General features: G+C 68.7%; 14 protein-coding genes and 1 pseudogene. 10 read left to right on the forward strand and 5 right to left on the reverse strand.

From position 1 onward, the window contains the following. The first annotated feature begins 1 nt into the window (after position 1). The 4 genes and pseudogenes from DMB37_RS33285 to DMB37_RS42030 all read left to right on the forward strand — a co-directional run bounded on the left by DMB37_RS33285 (position 2) and on the right by DMB37_RS42030 (position 4,631). Positions 2-958, forward strand: coding sequence for an ABC transporter permease (locus DMB37_RS33285; RefSeq protein WP_135236057.1), 957 nt, complete (start codon positions 2-4; stop codon positions 956-958). Continuing rightward, entirely contained in the window at positions 955-1,872 is a 918-nt protein-coding gene (locus tag DMB37_RS33290; RefSeq protein WP_240771768.1) for an ABC transporter permease, read from the forward strand. Before DMB37_RS33285 ends, DMB37_RS33290 begins: the two co-directional genes overlap by 4 nt. A gap of 11 nt (positions 1,873-1,883) precedes the next feature. Then, positions 1,884-2,735: pseudogene (locus tag DMB37_RS42025) on the forward strand (ABC transporter ATP-binding protein); the annotation flags it as partial. A 465-nt stretch (positions 2,736-3,200) separates the two neighbouring features. Then, a complete protein-coding gene (locus DMB37_RS42030) occupies positions 3,201-4,631 on the forward strand; it encodes an ATP-binding cassette domain-containing protein (RefSeq protein WP_370465433.1) in 1,431 nt (476 codons plus the stop codon). A gap of 113 nt (positions 4,632-4,744) precedes the next feature. Here DMB37_RS42030 and DMB37_RS33305 read toward each other — a convergent pair whose 3' ends face one another. The 3 genes from DMB37_RS33305 to DMB37_RS33315 are packed head-to-tail and all read right to left on the reverse strand — an operon-like array spanning position 4,745 to position 7,012. Beyond that, positions 4,745-5,152 (reverse strand): RidA family protein, encoded by a 408-nt coding sequence (locus DMB37_RS33305; RefSeq protein WP_135236058.1) that lies wholly within the window; start codon positions 5,150-5,152, stop codon positions 4,745-4,747. A gap of 2 nt (positions 5,153-5,154) precedes the next feature. Beyond that, positions 5,155-5,925 carry an IclR family transcriptional regulator gene (locus tag DMB37_RS33310; protein WP_135236059.1) on the reverse strand — a complete coding sequence of 257 codons (771 nt, stop codon included), beginning with the start codon at positions 5,923-5,925 and terminating at the stop codon, positions 5,155-5,157. A 43-nt stretch (positions 5,926-5,968) separates the two neighbouring features. Further along, the gene (locus tag DMB37_RS33315) at positions 5,969-7,012 is read right to left on the reverse strand and encodes a sugar kinase (protein WP_240771770.1); all 1,044 of its coding nucleotides are present in this window, start codon (positions 7,010-7,012) and stop codon (positions 5,969-5,971) included. 141 nt (positions 7,013-7,153) lie between these two features. Between DMB37_RS33315 and DMB37_RS33320 the strand changes: the two genes are divergently transcribed. The 5 genes from DMB37_RS33320 (at position 7,154) to DMB37_RS33340 (ending at position 13,465) form a co-directional block, all read left to right on the forward strand. Continuing rightward, entirely contained in the window at positions 7,154-8,452 is a 1,299-nt protein-coding gene (locus DMB37_RS33320; protein WP_135236060.1) for an alanine racemase, read from the forward strand. Between the two features lie 10 nt (positions 8,453-8,462). Then, positions 8,463-10,076: an amidohydrolase family protein gene (locus DMB37_RS33325; protein ID WP_135236061.1), complete on the forward strand. Its 1,614-nt coding sequence runs from the start codon at positions 8,463-8,465 to the stop codon at positions 10,074-10,076. Then, the gene (locus DMB37_RS33330; RefSeq protein ID WP_135236062.1) at positions 10,073-10,696 is read left to right on the forward strand and encodes a bifunctional 4-hydroxy-2-oxoglutarate aldolase/2-dehydro-3-deoxy-phosphogluconate aldolase; all 624 of its coding nucleotides are present in this window, start codon (positions 10,073-10,075) and stop codon (positions 10,694-10,696) included. The genes DMB37_RS33325 and DMB37_RS33330 overlap by 4 nt, the downstream gene beginning before the upstream one ends. A gap of 10 nt (positions 10,697-10,706) precedes the next feature. Further along, positions 10,707-12,164 (forward strand): GntP family permease, encoded by a 1,458-nt coding sequence (locus DMB37_RS33335; protein WP_135236063.1) that lies wholly within the window; start codon positions 10,707-10,709, stop codon positions 12,162-12,164. Positions 12,165-12,364: 200 nt separating this feature from the next. Next, positions 12,365-13,465 carry an FAD-dependent oxidoreductase gene (locus DMB37_RS33340; protein ID WP_135236064.1) on the forward strand — a complete coding sequence of 367 codons (1,101 nt, stop codon included), beginning with the start codon at positions 12,365-12,367 and terminating at the stop codon, positions 13,463-13,465. A 42-nt stretch (positions 13,466-13,507) separates the two neighbouring features. On the opposite strand, the gene DMB37_RS33345 is transcribed toward DMB37_RS33340, so the two are convergent. Further along, positions 13,508-14,485 (reverse strand): YafY family protein, encoded by a 978-nt coding sequence (locus DMB37_RS33345; protein ID WP_135236065.1) that lies wholly within the window; start codon positions 14,483-14,485, stop codon positions 13,508-13,510. Between the two features lie 52 nt (positions 14,486-14,537). After that, positions 14,538-15,506 carry a YafY family protein gene (locus tag DMB37_RS33350; protein WP_135236066.1) on the reverse strand — a complete coding sequence of 323 codons (969 nt, stop codon included), beginning with the start codon at positions 15,504-15,506 and terminating at the stop codon, positions 14,538-14,540. Between the two features lie 62 nt (positions 15,507-15,568). Here DMB37_RS33350 and DMB37_RS33355 point away from each other — a divergent pair, with 62 nt between their 5' ends. Continuing rightward, positions 15,569-16,060, forward strand: coding sequence for a pyridoxamine 5'-phosphate oxidase family protein (locus tag DMB37_RS33355; protein WP_135236067.1), 492 nt, complete (start codon positions 15,569-15,571; stop codon positions 16,058-16,060). Positions 16,061-16,068: the final 8 nt, after the last annotated feature.

Consider the following 16,068-nt stretch of genomic DNA (forward strand, 5'->3'; position numbering starts at 1 on the left):
CATGTTGCAGTATGTGTTCCACCGTCTGTGGCAGTCCGCTGTCACGCTGGTGCTCGCCTCGATCGTGGTCTTCATCGGGGTGCGCGCGCTGCCCGGTGATCCGGCGACGACGCTGGCGGGCGAGCAGGCCGACGAGGCCGCCCTCGCCGCGGTGCGCGCCGAATTGGGGATGGACCGGTCGCTGCCGGTGCAGTACTTCGAGTTCGTCACCCACGCGCTGACCGGTGACTTCGGCAAGTCGATCCGCACCGGCACGCCGGTGATCGACATGATCGGCACCACGCTGCCGGTGACCATGCAGCTCGCGCTGTACGCCATGGTCATCGCGGTGCTGGCCGGCGTGATCGGCGGCGTGCTCGCGGCGGTGTACCGCGGCCGGTGGCCCGAGTGGGCGGCCAACGGGTTCTCGCTGATGGCGCTTTCGGTGCCCACCTTCTGGGTCGGCATCCTCGCGGTGCTCTACCTGTCGGTGCAGCTGAACTGGTTCCCGGCCTCGGGGTACGTCTCGCCGTTCGAGCATCCGCTGCGCGGCATCTACTTCCTCACGCTGCCCGCGATCATCCTCGGTCTCGCGCACGCGGCGGTCGTGCAGCGCCAGACTCGGTCGTCGATGGTGGAGACGCTGACCGCGGACTTCGTCCGCACCGCTCGGGCCAAGGGGCTCAGCCGCGGCGCGGTCATCTTCCGATTCGGCTTGCGCAACAGCCTGATCGTGGTCACCACGATCGTCGGCCTGCAGCTCGGCGGGCTCATCGCGGGCGCGGTGGTCACCGAACGCATCTTCAGCCTGCCCGGCATGGGCAAGCTCACCCTCGACTCGGTGTTCACCCGCGACTACCCGGTGATCCAGGCGGTCATCCTGGTGATCGCCGCGTCCTACATCGTGATCAACCTGCTGGTCGATGTGCTGTACACGGTGATCGACCCCCGCGTGCGAGTGTCCGGGAGGGCGCAATGACAGTCACCGACACCCCGGTCGTCGAGACGACCACCACCGCCGAACCGAACCCGGTCCTGCAGACCCCGCCGCTGGCCGCGGTGCGCGGCCGCGTGCTGCGCCAGCTGTGGCACAACCCGCTCGGCATGGTCGGCGCGGTGCTGCTGCTGATCGTGATCTTCGTGGGCGTCTTCGCGCCGCTGCTCGCGCCGTACTCGCCGAGTGAAGTGCACTTCTCGACGCCGTTCCAGCAGCCGGGCACCGTCGGATTCCTCTTGGGCACCGACGATCTGGGCCGCGACATCTTCTCCAGGGTGCTCTACGGCACCCGGGCCTCGCTCGAGGTCGGCGTGCTCTCGGTGCTGTGCGCGGTGCTGCTCGGTGTGCCGCTCGGCCTGCTGTCGGGCTACTGGCGCGCCGCGGACATGGTGCTGTCGCGGCTGTCCGACGTGCTGCTCGCGTTCCCCTTCATCATCCTGGCGGTCGGGCTGACCGCGATCAACGGCGGCGGTCTCGCCGACGCCGCCATCGCGCTCGGCATCGCTCAGGTGCCGATCATGATGCGGGTGGTGCGCGCGGAAACGTTGCGGCTCAAGGAAACCGACTTCGTACTCGCCGCCAACACCATGGACGTGCCGTCCTGGCGCATCCTCGGCGAGCACATCCTGCCCAACTCGCTGGCCCCGATCATCGTGCAGGCCACGGTGATCATGCCGACGGCGGTGCTCGGCGAGGCGATCCTGTCCTTCCTCGGCCTGGGCATCAAACCGCCCGCGCCCAGCCTGGGCATCATGCTGTCCGACGCACAGCAATACCTGCTCCGCACGCCGTGGCCGGGCATCTTCCCCGGTGTGGCGCTCGCGATCATCTGCTTGGGATTCAACCTCTTCGGCGACGCCCTGCGGGACGCTCTCGACCCGAAGACACGGCGCTGAAGGAGCCCGCAATGACAGAACCACTTCTGGAGATCAGTGATCTGCGGGTGTCGTTCGGCGACGTGACCGCCGTGCAGAGCGCCGACCTGGTGGTCCAGCCGGGGGAGCGGGTCGCCATCGTCGGCGCCTCCGGATCCGGCAAATCGACACTGGCACACGCGATCATGGGTCTGCTGCCCGGCTCCGGCCGGGTCACCGGCGGCACCATTCGGTGGCGCGGCGCGGACATCACCCACGCCGACGAGAAGGTGCTGCGCGGACTGCGCGGCAAGGAGATCGGGCTGGTCCCGCAGGACCCGATGTCCAACCTGAACCCGGTATCCCGGGTGGGTCGTCAGGTCTCGGAAACCCTGCTCGCGCACAAGATCTGCTCGCGGCGCGAGGCGAAGGAACGAGCCATCGAGCTGCTCGGGCAGGCCGGCTTGCCCGAACCCGCCCGGCGGGCGCGGCAGTACCCGCACGAATTCTCCGGCGGTATGCGCCAGCGTGCGCTGATCGCCATCGGCCTGGCCTGCCGCCCGGACCTGCTGATCGCCGACGAGCCGACCTCGGCGTTGGACGTGACCGTGCAGCGGCAGATCCTGGACCACCTGGAGAAGCTCACCCAGGAGCTCGGCACCGCGCTGCTGCTGGTGACCCATGACCTGGGGCTCGCCGCCGAGCGGGCGGACCGGGTGGTGGTGATGTCCGACGGCAAGATCGTCGAATCCGGGCCTGCGCGACAGGTTTTGACGGATCCGCAGGAGGAGTACACGCGGCGGTTGGTCGCGGCGGCGCCGGCGTTGATCGCGCCGCGGCGGGCCGATCCGGTGGTGGCGGATCAGGCGGTCGAGGCTGCTGAAGGTGTGGTCGCGGAAGGCGAGACCGTTGCCGCGACGGCCGGCGTGGGTGACACGAATGGCACCGGCGAGAAGGCCACTGCCGGTAGCGAAGACGCGGACGGCACGGTGGCGACCGAGACGGCCGCCGATGACGCGGTCGCGGCGGACGCCGCTGGCGACGATGCGGCCGACGACGAGCTCGATGACGTAAAGCCGGTCGAGGACAAGGCCGTTGCCGAGGCCGCCGACACGAAGGTTGCCGAAGGCGAGGGTGCCGGTAAGAAGGGTGCCGCGAAGAAGTCCGCCAACGGCAAGGTTGCCGCTGCGAAGGTCGCCGAAGAGGTTGCCGAGGAGAAGGCGACTGTCGTCACGGCCGCGGAAGCGAAGGCTGCTGACGAGGAAGCTGCCGACGACAAGGCCGCCGACGACAAGGCCGCCGACGACAAGGCCGCCGACGACAAGGCTGCCGACGAAGACGCCATCGACCAAGAGATCGCCGATGGCAAGGTGGCCGACCACAAGGCCGCTGAAGCCGATGCGGCTGATGCGAAGGCTGCCGACGAGACGGTAGCCGACGAGAAGGCCGTCGACGAGGAAGCCGCTGTCGCGAAGGGCGCTGACGAGAAGGCGGCTGACGACAAGCCGTCGGACGAGAAGGCTGCCGACGGCAAGGTAGCCGACGAGACGGTAGTCGATGAGAAGGCCGGCGCCACAGCGGCGGCCGACGAAAACAGCACCGACGACAAGGTCGCGGACGACAAGGCTGTCGGCGACGAAGCGGCTGATGCAAAGGCTGCCGACGACAAGGCTGTCGACGACAAGGCTGTCGACGACAAGGCTGCCGACGACAAGGCTGCTGACGAGGAGTCCGTCGACGGCGAAGCCGCTGACAAGAAGGCTTCCGACGAGAAGCCTTCGGACGAAAAGGTTTCCGACGAAAAGGTTTCTGTCGACAAAGCCGCTGCCGACAAAGCGGTTTCCGTTGATAAGGCTGCCGACAAGACCGCCGACACGACGGTCTCCGTCGAGAAGCCCGCTGCCGAGACCGCAGTTACCAAGTCCCTCAAGGATTCTCCGATCCTCGAGGTCTCCGGCATCAGCAAGGAGTACCGGATCCGCGGTCGCGGTGGGGTGCTGCGCGCGGTCGACAATGTGTCGTTCACTATCGCCCGTGGCCGCACCACAGCGATCGTCGGTGAGTCGGGGTCGGGTAAGACCACGACGGCGCGGATGGTACTGGGTCTGGTGCCCGTCACCTCCGGCTCGATCAAGCTGAACGGTGTCGACATGGTCGGGCTGCGCGGTCCGCAGCTGCGCGCGGCGCGGCTGTCGATGCAGCCGGTGTTCCAGGATCCGTACGCGTCGCTGGATCCGATGTGGACGGTGGAGCGGTTGATCGCCGAACCGTTGCGTGCTTTTGGGATCGGTGATCGCGAGTCCCGCCGGGCGCGGGTGTCCGAACTGCTGGAACAGGTCGCACTGCCCGCCGCGATGGCGCACCGGTACCCGAACGAGCTCTCCGGTGGTCAGCGGCAGCGTGTCGCGATCGCTCGTGCGTTGGCCATCGAGCCGCGGCTGGTGGTGTGTGACGAGGCGGTGTCGGCCCTGGATGTGCTTGTGCAGGATCAGATCCTGACGCTGCTCGCGTCGCTGCAGGAGCGGTTGGGCGTCAGCTACCTGTTCATCTCGCACGACCTGGCGGTGGTGCGCGCGCTGGCGCACGAGGTCGTGGTGATGCGGGACGGCCGGGTGGTGGAGCAGGGCCCGGTCGAAGAGGTGCTGACCGCGCCGGCCGATCCGTACACTCGCCAACTGCTGGACGCGATTCCCGGCGCGGGCATGGTCGGCCGCGAATTGGCGGACCACGTGGTGCCTGCCGCCGCCGACGAAGACGCGGACGTCGACTCCATCGACAAAGAACTGGCTGCCAAAGTCTGACGGCGGCAGCCGAATCGAGGCTCCGCGTCGCGGCTGACTACGCGACGCGGCAAAGCCGCCCCGACCCATTCGTGGGTCGGGGCGGCTTGTTCGTTCTGCTGCGCGGTGTCGCGTTACTCGGTGACGATCGCGATCGCGTCGATCTCGACGAGCATCTCCGCGCGCGGCAGTCCCGTGAAAACGGTGGTGCGGCTGGGCAATACGTCGCCGGTGGTGTTCGCGCTGACGAACTCGCCGTAGGCCTCGTTCATCGCGGCGAAGTCGTCGCGGGTGGTCAGGTAGACGCGCAGCATCACCACGTCGTCGAACGTCGCCCCGCTCGCGTCGATGATCGCCTTCACGTTCTGCAGCGTGCGGATGGTCTGCGCCGCAACATCGCCCGGGTACAGGTACTCGTTGGTGATCGGGTCCACCGGACCCTGTCCAGAGACCTGCACGAACGGTCCCTTGCGTACGCCCTGGGAGAACGTGTGCGCGGGCGCGGGCGCGTCGGTGGTGCGGACGGCGATCTTCTCACTCATGGTCAGCCTTTCGTGGCGGTGGTGGCTCGGCCGGGAATCCAGCCGAGCTCGGCGGAGATGGCGTCGGCCGCCGCGCGAACCCGCGGCAGCTGGGCCAGTACCTGGTCGTGGTCGAGCAGCATGTCCGGCACCGACATGGAGACCGCGGCGACCACCGCGCCGGTACCGTTGCGCACCGGGACGCCGATGCAGTTGACGAAGCTCTCGTGTTCCTCGTGGTCCTCCGCATACCCAAGGGCGGCAACCTTTTCCAGCTCGATCAGGTAGCGCTCGGGCGTGCGGATGGTCCGTTCGGTGAACGGGTGGAAGTCGATCTTCTCGGCGATGACCCGCCACTCCGCGCGGGGCAGCGCGGAGATGAGCACCTTGCCGACGGCGGTGCAGTGCAGCGGGGCCGGTCGGCCCACCCGCGAGTACATCCGCACGCTCTGGGTGGCGTCGAGCTTGTCGATGTAGATGACATCGCCGGACTCGTAGGTGGCGAGGTGGATCGTCTGCTTGGTGTCGGCGTTCAACGCGCTCAGGTGCGGCCGTGCGAGGGTGCGCACGTCGCGCTGCTCCAGTGTGCGGTTGGCCAGTTCGAACAGCCGCGACCCGAGCACATACCGGTGCTGGCTGTCGTGGGTGACGAAGCGCTGCGCCTCCATCGTCTGCAGCAGCCGCAGCACCGTCGATTTGTGCACGCCGAGCTGGGTCGCCAGCTGGTCCAGCGAGCGCGAATCCTCGCCGAGGGCAACAAGAATGGTCAACGCACGCGACAAACTCTGACTCATGACTGTGTCTCGCTGACTTCAGGGTGACTCATGGGAAGCTCGCTCATGAGGCCACATTCTCGATGACGGTGTCGTTGTAATGCAGTTCGGCCCAAGTGGTTTCGTCCACCGCGGCCAGTCGTTCCAGTATCGCCGGTGCGGGCAGCTGCGCGCCGTCACCGGTTCCGGTGAGCGCCGCGGCGGCACAGAGGTGCCCGAAGCGCAGTCGCTGTGCCAGCGGCTGGTCGTGCAGCAGCGCGGCGAGGTAACCGCCTGCGAAGGCGTCGCCCGCGCCGATGCGCTCGGTGACCTCCAGCCCGAGCGCGGGCACCTCGACGCGGTGCGCGCCGTCGAAGCCGGTGACCGTGTGCGCGTCGTTCTTGACGATCAGCTGCGTGGGTTCCGGGAACAACGCGCGCAATTCGTCGGCGTCGTCGGTGCCGAACACCGCACCGGCCTCGTCCGCGCCGAGGAAGACCACGTCGCAGCCCCGCACATGTCGGGCGAGCACCTCGGCGGCCTTCTCGGCGCGCCCGGCCCACAGTGCGGGCCGGAAGTTCAGGTCGAAACTCACCAGCCTGCCGTCGCGGGGCAGCGCGAGCAGTGCCTCGGTGAGCGCGGTCGCCGACGCCGAGAGCGCGGTGGTGATCCCGGTGAAGTGGACCAGGTGGCAGCCCGCGAGCAGCCGGGCGGCCGGGGTCGCCGCGAGGTCGGCCGGGGACAGCGCGCTGGCCGCGGAGCCGGTCCGGTAGTACAGCATCCGGCTCGCCCGCTCGGCCAGGTCGGTGGCCTTGCCCGAGCCGCTCCCGCGTTCCTTGACGTACACCGCGGTCGGCCTGCCGGGATCAGTGACGACCGCCGACACGTCGACGCCGCGTTCGGTGAGGTGGGTGAGCAGGTACCGGCCGAATCCGTCGTCGCCCACCCGCGACAACCAGGCCGTGTCGACCCCCAGCTGCGGCAGCACGGTGGCCACGTTCGCCTCCGCACCGCCCGCCGTCCGCTCGAAGATCTCCGACTCCTCCAGGGGTCCCGGCTGTGCGACCAGCACGGCAAGTCCCTCGCCGACGGTTACCGCCCGTGGGCGGGTCGACGTAGGCCACGTCACACCGATCTCCTTCCTGTGCTTGCGGCCACCGGCCATCCCGTGCAGAATAACCACACGAAACACGATGCGCAACAAGCATTGCAAAATATGCAATAGCGAGATGCTATGTGAGAAAATGCGAATTCGCTGGGAAGGAATGCCGTGGCGATCGACGAAGACGTCGTAGCAGGACTCGGAGACCGGACGCTCGGTCCCGAGCACAAAGGGCTGCCGCCCACTGCCTGGGGTCGCACCGTGCGCGAATTCCTCGCCACCGCACCGGAGCTCGCGCAGTTCGAGACGCCGCTGCTGACCATCGACCGATCGGCCGTCGCGGCGAACATCGCCGTCATGGCCGACTGGGCGAGTGCCGCGGGCGTGCACCTCGCGCCGCACGGCAAAACCACTATGTCGCCGCAACTCTGGGCACAGCAGCTGGCCGCGGGTTGCTGGGGCATCACGCTGGCCACTATCTGGCAGGTGCAGGTGGCGCGCTCGTTCGGGGTCGGCCGGATCCTGCTGGCCAACGCGCTCGTCGATCCGGTCGGCTTGCACTGGGTCGCTGCGGAATCGGCGAAGGACCCTTCCTTCGAGTTCGTCTGCTGGGCGGACAGCGTCGAAACCGTCGTGCTGATGGACGAGCACCTGCGGACCGCGCCGGGTACGGCCCAGGTCCGGGTGCTGGTGGAACTCGGTGGGCCGCACGGCCGTACCGGCGCACGCACGGTCGAACAGGCGCGGGAGGTCGCGGCGGCGATCACCGACGCCGAGCGGCTCACGCTGGCCGGTGTCGGTGGCTACGAAGGCGCACTCGCACACGACCGCACGCCGGGGGCCACCGACACGGTGCGGCACTATCTCGACGAGCTCGCCCGCCTGCACCGTGAAATCGCCGCGGCCGGACAGTATCCGGACGGCGCGATCGTGACCGCGGGCGGCAGTGCATACCCGGACCTGGTCGTCGAGCGCCTCGCCGGTCTCGCGGACGAGCAAGGCGCACCGGGTGTTCCGACCTCGGTGGTGCTGCGCTCCGGCGCGTACATCATCCACGACGACGGTTTCTACGCGGGCATCTCCCCGTTCGCCGCTTCGCGCAGCGAGAAGCCGCTCCGTTCGGCCATGCACGGCTGGGCGCGCACGCTGTCGCGCCCGGAGCCGGAACTGGCGCTGCTGGATGCGGGCAGGCGCGACCTGCCCTTCGATGAGGGGCTTCCGGTCCCGCAATGCGTTGCGGGACCGGAAGGTTCGGCGCTGGACCCGGCCGCGACGGTATCCGCGCTGAACGACCAGCACACCTTCCTGCGGCTGCCCCCCGGCACCGAGCTGCCGGTCGGCGCCGTGGTGCGGCTCGGTTTGTCGCATCCCTGTACCGCCTTCGACAAGTGGCGGCTCATCCCGGTCATCGATGACGCCGACGCGCCGTCGCCGCGGGTCGTCGACTTCCTGCACACGTTCTTCTGAGCCGCGGATCATGACGGACTTACTCTTTCGCGACATCGACATCATCGATGGCACCGGTGCGCCGCGCTTTCGCGGCGACGTGCTCGTCGAGCAGGGGCGGATTTCCCGCATCGCCGAGCCGGGCAGTATCCCCGGGGCCGACCGGGTCATCGATGCCGGTCCGGGCGCCGCGCTGTGCCCGGGGTTCATCGACATGCACGCCCACTCGGACCTGCATCTACTGACCGAACCCGGGCACTTCCCGAAGGTCAGCCAGGGCATCACCACCGAGGTGATCGGGCAGGACGGGCTGTCCTATGCCCCGATCGACGACGCCACCCTCGCGGTGGTGCGGCGCCAAATCGCCGGGTGGAACGGCAATCCCGCCGATCTCGACTTCTCCTGGCGCACCGTCGGCGAGTACCTGGACCGGCTCGATCGCGGGATCACGCCCAACGCCGCCTATTTGGTGCCGCAGGGCACACTGCGCTTGCTTGTGGTCGGCGCCGACAAGCGTCCGGCGACGGCGGCGGAGATCGGCCGCATGCAGGAGCTGCTCGCGCAGGGGTTGCGCGAGGGCGCGGTCGGCATGTCCAGCGGGCTCACCTACACGCCCGGAATGTACGCCGACACCGGCGAATTGGCGGCGCTGTGCGCGGTGGTCGCCGAGTTCGGCGGGTTCTACGCGCCGCATACCCGGTCTTACGGCGCGGGCGCGCTGGAGGCGTACGCCGAGATGATCGAGCTGGCCAAGAAGACCGGCTGCGCGCTGCACCTGACACACGCCACCATGAACTTCCACGTGAATCGTGGTCGCGCACCGGAATTCCTGGCGCTGATCGATGCCGCGCGGGCCGAGGGCTGCGACATCACCTTGGACACGTACCCGTACCTTCCTGGCGCGACCACACTTTCGGCGCTGCTGCCGAGCTGGGCGATGTCCGGCGGCCCGGACGCGGCACTGGCTCGCCTCGACGATCCAGAGACGCGGGCGCGAATTGCCTTGGACGTGAATGTGAACGGCTCCGACGGCTGCCACGGCGTGACCGTCGAGTGGGAGACCATCCAGATCAGCGGCGTGGCCAACGGGGAGCTCGCGGGCTACGTGGGCAAACGGCTGGACGAGATCGCCGCAGAACGCGACATGGCGCCGGTCGAGGTGTTCTTCGACCTGCTGCGTCGGGACCAGCTGGCCACCAGCATCCTGCAGCACGTCGGGCACGAGGAGAACGTGCGCGCGATCATGGTGCACCCCGGGCACATGGGCGGCAGCGACGCGCTGCTCGCCCCGGCGCGGCCGCACCCGCGCGCCTGGGGCACCTTCCCGCGCTACCTGGGTCACTACGTTCGCGAACTCGGTGTGCTCGAGCTCGAGGACTGTGTGCACCATCTGACCGGCCGGCCCGCAGCGCGGCTACGGCTGCGTGACCGCGGGCTCGTCCGGACCGGCTACGCCGCGGATCTCGTGGTGTTCGACCCCGCCACCGTGGTGGACACCGCGACCTCCGACGATCCGAAACAGCAGGCGCGCGGCATCCGGCACGTGCTCGTCAACGGCGAGTTCGCCATCGAGAACGGCGCGCCCACCGGCACTCTCGCCGGACGCGCGCTGCGCATGAACGCCTCGCGAAAGGAGACATCGTGACTACCTCGGCCATCGAGGTCATCCGCGCCGACCGCGTGCTGAGCGTGGTGCGCGCACCGGAGATCCCCGATCCGGTCGCGCTCGCCGCAGCGCTTGCCTCGGCCGGAATTCGAGCGCTGGAGCTCACCTTCACCACACCGGGTGTACTCGGTTATCTCGCTGCGGCCACCGCGGCCGAGGGCGCGGTGCTCGGTGTCGGCACCGTGCTCACCGGCGAACAGGCCAAGGCCGCCATCGACAGCGGCGCGCGGTTCCTGGTCACCCCGGGACTGCGCACGGACGTTGCCGAGGTCGCCGCACAGCACGACATCCCGGTCGTGATGGGCGCTTTCACGCCGAGCGAGGTGCTCACCGCGCTCGATCTCGGTGCGGCCGCGGTGAAAATCTTCCCCGCCAGGGCGCTCGGCCCTGGCTACCTGAAGGACCTGCGTGGTCCATTCCCTGACGTGGCGCTCATCCCTTCCGGGGGCGTCAATGCGGGGAACGCCGCCGAATTCCTGGCCGCGGGCGCGATTGCCGTCACGGCGGGTACCGACGTTGTTTCCCCTTCCGATGTCGCCGCGGGCCGCTGGTCCGAAATCGCTACTCGTGCGGCATCGTTCGTTCGATCCATGAATTGAGAGGTCCACCATGGGCGCCGTTGATTGGCTGCGCACCACAACCCCGGGGCTGCTTGTGCTCTGCGGGTTGGCGATCGCCGTGTTGCTGTTCGCCATCATCAAGGTCAAGCTGGAGCCGTTCATCGCGCTGCTGCTCACCGGGCTCGGGCTTGCCCTTGCCGCCGGGCTGCCGGTGTCGAAGATCGTCGGCACCGCGATCAAGGCCGGTGATTCGCTGCTGGAGACCGGTTTCGGTGGCATCCTCGGGCACATCGCGGTGATCATCGGGCTCGGCACGGTACTCGGCGCGATACTCGAACGCTCCGGCGGCGCCGACGTATTGACCGGCAAGCTGCTGAACCTGTTCGGCGAGAAGGGCGCTCCGTTCGCCATGGGCCTGCTCGGGCTCATCTTCGGCATCCCGGTGTTCTTCGACATCGGCATCTTCGTGCTCGCGCCGCTGATCTATGTGGCCGCCAAGCGCGGTGGCCGTTCGCTGGTGCTGTACGCGATGCCGATGCTCGCGGGTCTGTCGATGACGCACGCCTTCCTGCCGCCGCACCCGGGTCCGGTTGCCCTGGGCGGGCTGCTCGGCGTCAGCCTCGGCTGGTTGATCCTGATGGGATTCGTCTGCGGCCTGCCGGGATTCGTGGCAGCGGGCCTCGTGTGGGGCAGCTACATCGGCAAGCGGGTGCATGTCGAGGTGCCCGACGAGTTCCTGGTGCGCAAGGAAGACGAGCAGACCGCTCCCGATGAGGGGGAGCGCGTCTGCGGCGGTTCCGGTGGTGTCGCGACCAAGACCGTCACGGCCACCCCGCCTTCGGTCGGGCTGATCGGCGCGATCATCGCCATCCCGCTGGTGCTGATCCTTGGCGCCACCTTCGGAACCCAGCTGCTGGACAAGGACTCCCAGCTGCTGCAGGTGCTGACGTTCTTCGGCACGCCCGCGGTGGCGCTGCTCATCGCGGTGCTGATCGCGTTCTATGTGCTCGGCGTGCGCCGCGGGTCCACGGTGCAGGAGCTCAGCGAGCTGACCGCGGAATCGTTGCGGCCGGTGGGCATGCTGCTGCTGGTGGTCGGCGCGGGCGCCTTCTTCGGAAAGGTCATCTCCGCCACCGGCATCGGCACCGCCCTGGCGGACACCATGTCCGCGGCCGGGCTGCCGGTGATCGTGCTCGCCTACATCATCAGCTGCGGGCTGCGCATCGCCCAGGGCTCGGCGACCGTCGCGATCGTCACCACGGGCGGCATCGTCGCCCCGCTGGTGGCGAGCCAGAACTACTCGCAGATGTCGATCGCGTTGATCGCCATGGCCATCGCCGCGGGCTCGATCATCCTCAGCCACGTCAACGACGGCGGCTTCTGGATCATCGCGAAGTACTTCAACCTGACCGTCAAGCAGACCCTGCAGACCTGGACCGTGCTCGAAACGATCCTGTCCGTGGTGAGTTTCGCGGTCGCGGCGCTCTTGTTCGCGATCGTCAGCTGAATCGCGCGGACCATCCGGTCCGCGGTGTCGAGGTCCGTTGCGGGGCCGGACAACTGGTGGCACAGCCGCCCGTCGGAAGCGACGAGCGGTCCGCCTGGTCCGGCCCCGCTTCGGCGTTTCGCCGGAACGCAAGGGTCCTCGTGGCCCCGGTCGGTGGGCCGCGGCCTACGCTCGTGACGATCCGACAGGGAGGAGTCACGATGGCCGAGGCGATCATCGTCGGCGGTGGAATCGGCGGTCTGACCACCGCCGTCGCACTGACCCGGCGTGGCTGGACGGTGCAGGTGCTGGAGCGGGCACCCGAGATCAGCGAGGTCGGTGCGGGAATTTCGCTGTGGCCGAACGCGCTTCGCGCACTGGATGCCATCGGTCTCGGTGATCAGGTGCGTGCGCGGGCCATCGAGGAAGGCTCGTCGGGCATCCGGGACAGCTCGGGGCGGTGGCTGTCGCGCATGGATGTCGAAGGGATCCGCGCGCGGTACGGCAGCCCGATCATGATGCACCGTGCCGATCTGCTGGACATCCTGCTCGCGGCGCTCCCGGCAGCGGTGCTGCGCGCGGGCGTCGCGGTGGCCGAGGCGCGGGCCGATGGCACCGTGGTGCACTCCGCGGGTACGTCCACCGGTGACCTGGTTGTCGGCGCCGACGGGATTCGCAGTGTCGTGCGTCGTGCGGTCTGCGGCGACGTCACCCCGCGCTACAGCGGTTACACCGCTTGGCGGCTGGTGACCACTCCCGCCGAGCCGATCAACGGTTTGGGCGAAACCTGGGGCCGTGGTGAACGTTTCGGCCTCGGTGGGCTTTCCGATGGTCGGGTCTACTGTTTCGCAGTCGCCAACATGGCCGAGGGCATGCCCGGTGGCGGCCTGGCCGAGTTGCGCCGCCGCTTCGGTACCTGGCACGAGCCGATCCCGTCGCTGCTCGCGTCGGCCGAGGAGTCCGCCGTCCTCAAACACGACCTCTACGATCTGCCCGACCTGAAAACCTATGTCGCCGACCGCATCGCCCTCGTCGGCGACGCCGCCCATGCGATGACGCCCAACCTGGGGCAAGGTGCCTGCCAGGCCATCGAGGACGCCGTCATCCTCGCCCGGGTGGCCACCGAGGACGCCGACCTGGCGAGGTACGACCGAGAACGCAGGCCCCGCACCCAAATGATCGTCGCCCGTTCCCGCCGGATAGGCACGATCGCGCAGCTGTCGTCGCCGCCACTCGTCGCCATCCGCAATGCGGCGCTGCGACTGGTCCCCACCTCGGCGCAGGCCAAATCCCTTGCGCCGGTGCTCGACTGGACCTGCTGACGCTCGGGCCGCAGGCTTCGGTCGGTCCGGCCCCTGCGGCGCTCAATCATGCTCCTGCGCAGGGAAATCGCGCAGCGCACGGTGGCAACGGGTGGCTTGGGCGCGCAGGGCGGTGACCAGTTCCGGCGGGCCGGACAGCAGCGTGAAGTCGATGTCGACCGAGGTGATCATCCAGACGAGGGCGTCGGGGGTTTCGGCACCTACCTGGAGGCGGCAGGTTTCCGCGTCGACGGGTTCGAGGACGCCCATGCCCGGCCAGATGTTCGGGGTGGCGGCCGCTGCGGAGGTGTGCAGCAGGACGGTGGCCTGGTACGGCCAGGCACGGGCGGAGAGTTGGTGCGAAAGATAGGTGGCGACATCGCCTTCCGGCGGTTCGCGCGGGGTGAAGCGCGGGCCGGTGGGGATGCGCGGGGCGAGTCGGTCGGCGCGGAAGGTGCGCCAGTCGGCGCGGTCGACGTCCCAGGCCACCAGGTACCAGTGGCGGCTGAAGTGGACGAGCGTGTGTGGTTCCACCGTGCGGACGGTGGTAGCTCCGTTGTGGGCGCGATAGTCGAAGCGGAGGCGTTCGTTGCGTTGGCAGGCCTCGGCGACGGCCATCAGCGTCTCGGGCGCGACCGCCGCGCCGGGGGTGCCGACTCGGATGGTGGCGCCGCGCAAGGTGCGGACGCGGTGGCGCAGGCGCGGCGGCAGCACCTGCTCGAGTTTGGTCAGTGCGCGCAGCGACGACTCTTCGATGCCCGCCACCGTTCCGTCGGACGCGCTGCGCAGGCCGACCGCTACCGCGACCGCCTCGTCGTCGTCGAGCAGCAGCGGGGGAAGGGCCGCACCCGCGCCTAGGCGGTAGCCGCCGGTGCCCTGGGTGGCGTGCACCGGATAGCCGAGCTCGCGGAGCCGGTCGACGTCGCGGCGCACGGTGCGGCTGGTGACGTGCAGTCGTTCGGCCAGCTCGGCCCCGGTCCAGTCGCGGTGGGCCTGTAGCAGAGCGAGCAGTCTGAGCAGGCGTGCCGACGTCTCCAACATGCCATCCAGCATGGCAGAGCATTAGGAACATGACTGTCCTAAGTGGCGATCGCTAGTCGGTGTAGAGCGCGTGCATTCGAGCTGCCGTTTCGGCCACTCGAGCCCGCAATTCGGGCGGATCGAGGACCTCGGCGTATTCGCCGAGCGGCAGCAGGCCGTGGGCGAGTACCTCGTACGACTCCGAGGGCAGGGTCAGTTCGACCCAGCCTGCCGCGTCGGGCTCGCTCGCCGTGGCCATCGCCTCGGCGATCGCGACCGGTTCGTTCATCAACCGCAGCAGCCGTAGATGCGTGGCGGCGATCCGGCAGCGGGCGCGGACCCGCAGCATCGATTGCGCGAAATCGTCGGCGGCCGTGGACCAATGGACGGACAGATCGAAATCCGCTGGCCGATCGAAGGATTCGCCGGTCGGCTCGGCGGAGATGATCCGACCGACCCGATAGGAGCGGATCGCCGTGCGGTCCCGTGCGACCAAATACCACGTGCCCGCCTTCATGACCAGGCCGAGGGGGTCGAGCGTGCGGTCGACGACCTTGTCCTTGCGGCCGTAGCGCACCCGCAGCTTGCGGTCGTGCCAGAGTCCGTCGGCGACGGTGTTCAGGGTGGGCGTCTCGTCGGGTCGGTGGAACCAGCCGGGCGCGTCGATGTGCACGCGCTCGGCGATTCTGGTTGCGCGGCCGCGCAATTCGGGAGGCAGGGCGGCCAGCACTTTGAGCTGGGCGGTGGCGAGCACGGTGCCGAGGCCGAGGTCGGCTGCCGCGCCGGGTAATCCGGCGAGCAGCACGGCGTCGGCTTCGTCGGTGGTCAAGCCGGTCAGCCGAGTCCGGTAGCCGTCGACCAGGCGCACGCCGCCCGCGCGGCCCGGCTCGCTGTAGACCGGCACGCCGGCGGCGGACAGCGCCTCGACGTCCCGGTACACGGTGCGCACCGACACCTCGAGTTCCGCCGCGAGCTCGCCTGCCGTGGTCCGGCCGCGGGTTTGCAGGATCAGCAGCAGCTGCACCAGTCGACTTGCTCGCATCAGTCGAGATTAGCCAGAAAACTGGACAGGAGATGTCAAGGATTGCTCGTATCGTCCTAGATATGGCCACTTGGAGCGAGTTCACCGCAGAAGCACCGCACATCGCCGAGATCTTCGTTCGCCGACATGCTGCCGCAGGCAACCTGTGCATGCTCGGCACCCTGCGTTCGGACGGGTTCCCCCGGATAAGTCCGATCGAGCCGCGGCTGTTCGAGGACATGCTGGTGATCGCGGGGATGCCCGGCACCACCAAGTTCCGCGATCTCGCCCGCGATCCGCGCTTCTGTCTGCACACCGCCACCATGGACACGAACGTCAGCGACGGTGACGCGAAGCTGTTCGGCACCGTGGTGGATGTCCAGGACAAGGAGGTGCACGTTCGTTTCGCGCAGGACCTGTTCGATGAGAGCGGGTTCGATATTCGTGGTCAGGAGTTCGACCACTTCTATGTCGCCGACCTGAGCAGTGCCTCGACCGTCGAAGTGGTGGAGGATCACCTGAATATCACCATCTGGAAGCCCGGCGAAGGTGAGCGGGTAGTGCAGAAGCACTGACGTTCTCG

The sequence above is a fragment of the Nocardia sp. CS682 genome, from assembly GCF_004634405.1.
Lineage (GTDB): Bacteria > Actinomycetota > Actinomycetes > Mycobacteriales > Mycobacteriaceae > Nocardia > Nocardia ninae.

Coding starts and splice junctions, on each gene's coding strand:
- DMB37_RS33335 (WP_135236063.1), top strand. CDS start 10,707: ATGGGCGCCGTTGATTGGCTGCGCACCACAACCCCGGGGCTGCTTGTG.
- DMB37_RS33340 (WP_135236064.1), top strand. CDS start 12,365: ATGGCCGAGGCGATCATCGTCGGCGGTGGAATCGGCGGTCTGACCACC.
- DMB37_RS33285 (WP_135236057.1), top strand. CDS start 2: ATGTTGCAGTATGTGTTCCACCGTCTGTGGCAGTCCGCTGTCACGCTG.
- DMB37_RS33305 (WP_135236058.1), bottom strand. CDS start 5,152: ATGAGTGAGAAGATCGCCGTCCGCACCACCGACGCGCCCGCGCCCGCG.
- DMB37_RS33345 (WP_135236065.1), bottom strand. CDS start 14,485: ATGTTGGAGACGTCGGCACGCCTGCTCAGACTGCTCGCTCTGCTACAG.
- DMB37_RS33355 (WP_135236067.1), top strand. CDS start 15,569: ATGGCCACTTGGAGCGAGTTCACCGCAGAAGCACCGCACATCGCCGAG.
- DMB37_RS33290 (WP_240771768.1), top strand. CDS start 955: ATGACAGTCACCGACACCCCGGTCGTCGAGACGACCACCACCGCCGAA.
- DMB37_RS33325 (WP_135236061.1), top strand. CDS start 8,463: ATGACGGACTTACTCTTTCGCGACATCGACATCATCGATGGCACCGGT.
- DMB37_RS33350 (WP_135236066.1), bottom strand. CDS start 15,506: ATGCGAGCAAGTCGACTGGTGCAGCTGCTGCTGATCCTGCAAACCCGC.
- DMB37_RS33310 (WP_135236059.1), bottom strand. CDS start 5,925: ATGAGTCAGAGTTTGTCGCGTGCGTTGACCATTCTTGTTGCCCTCGGC.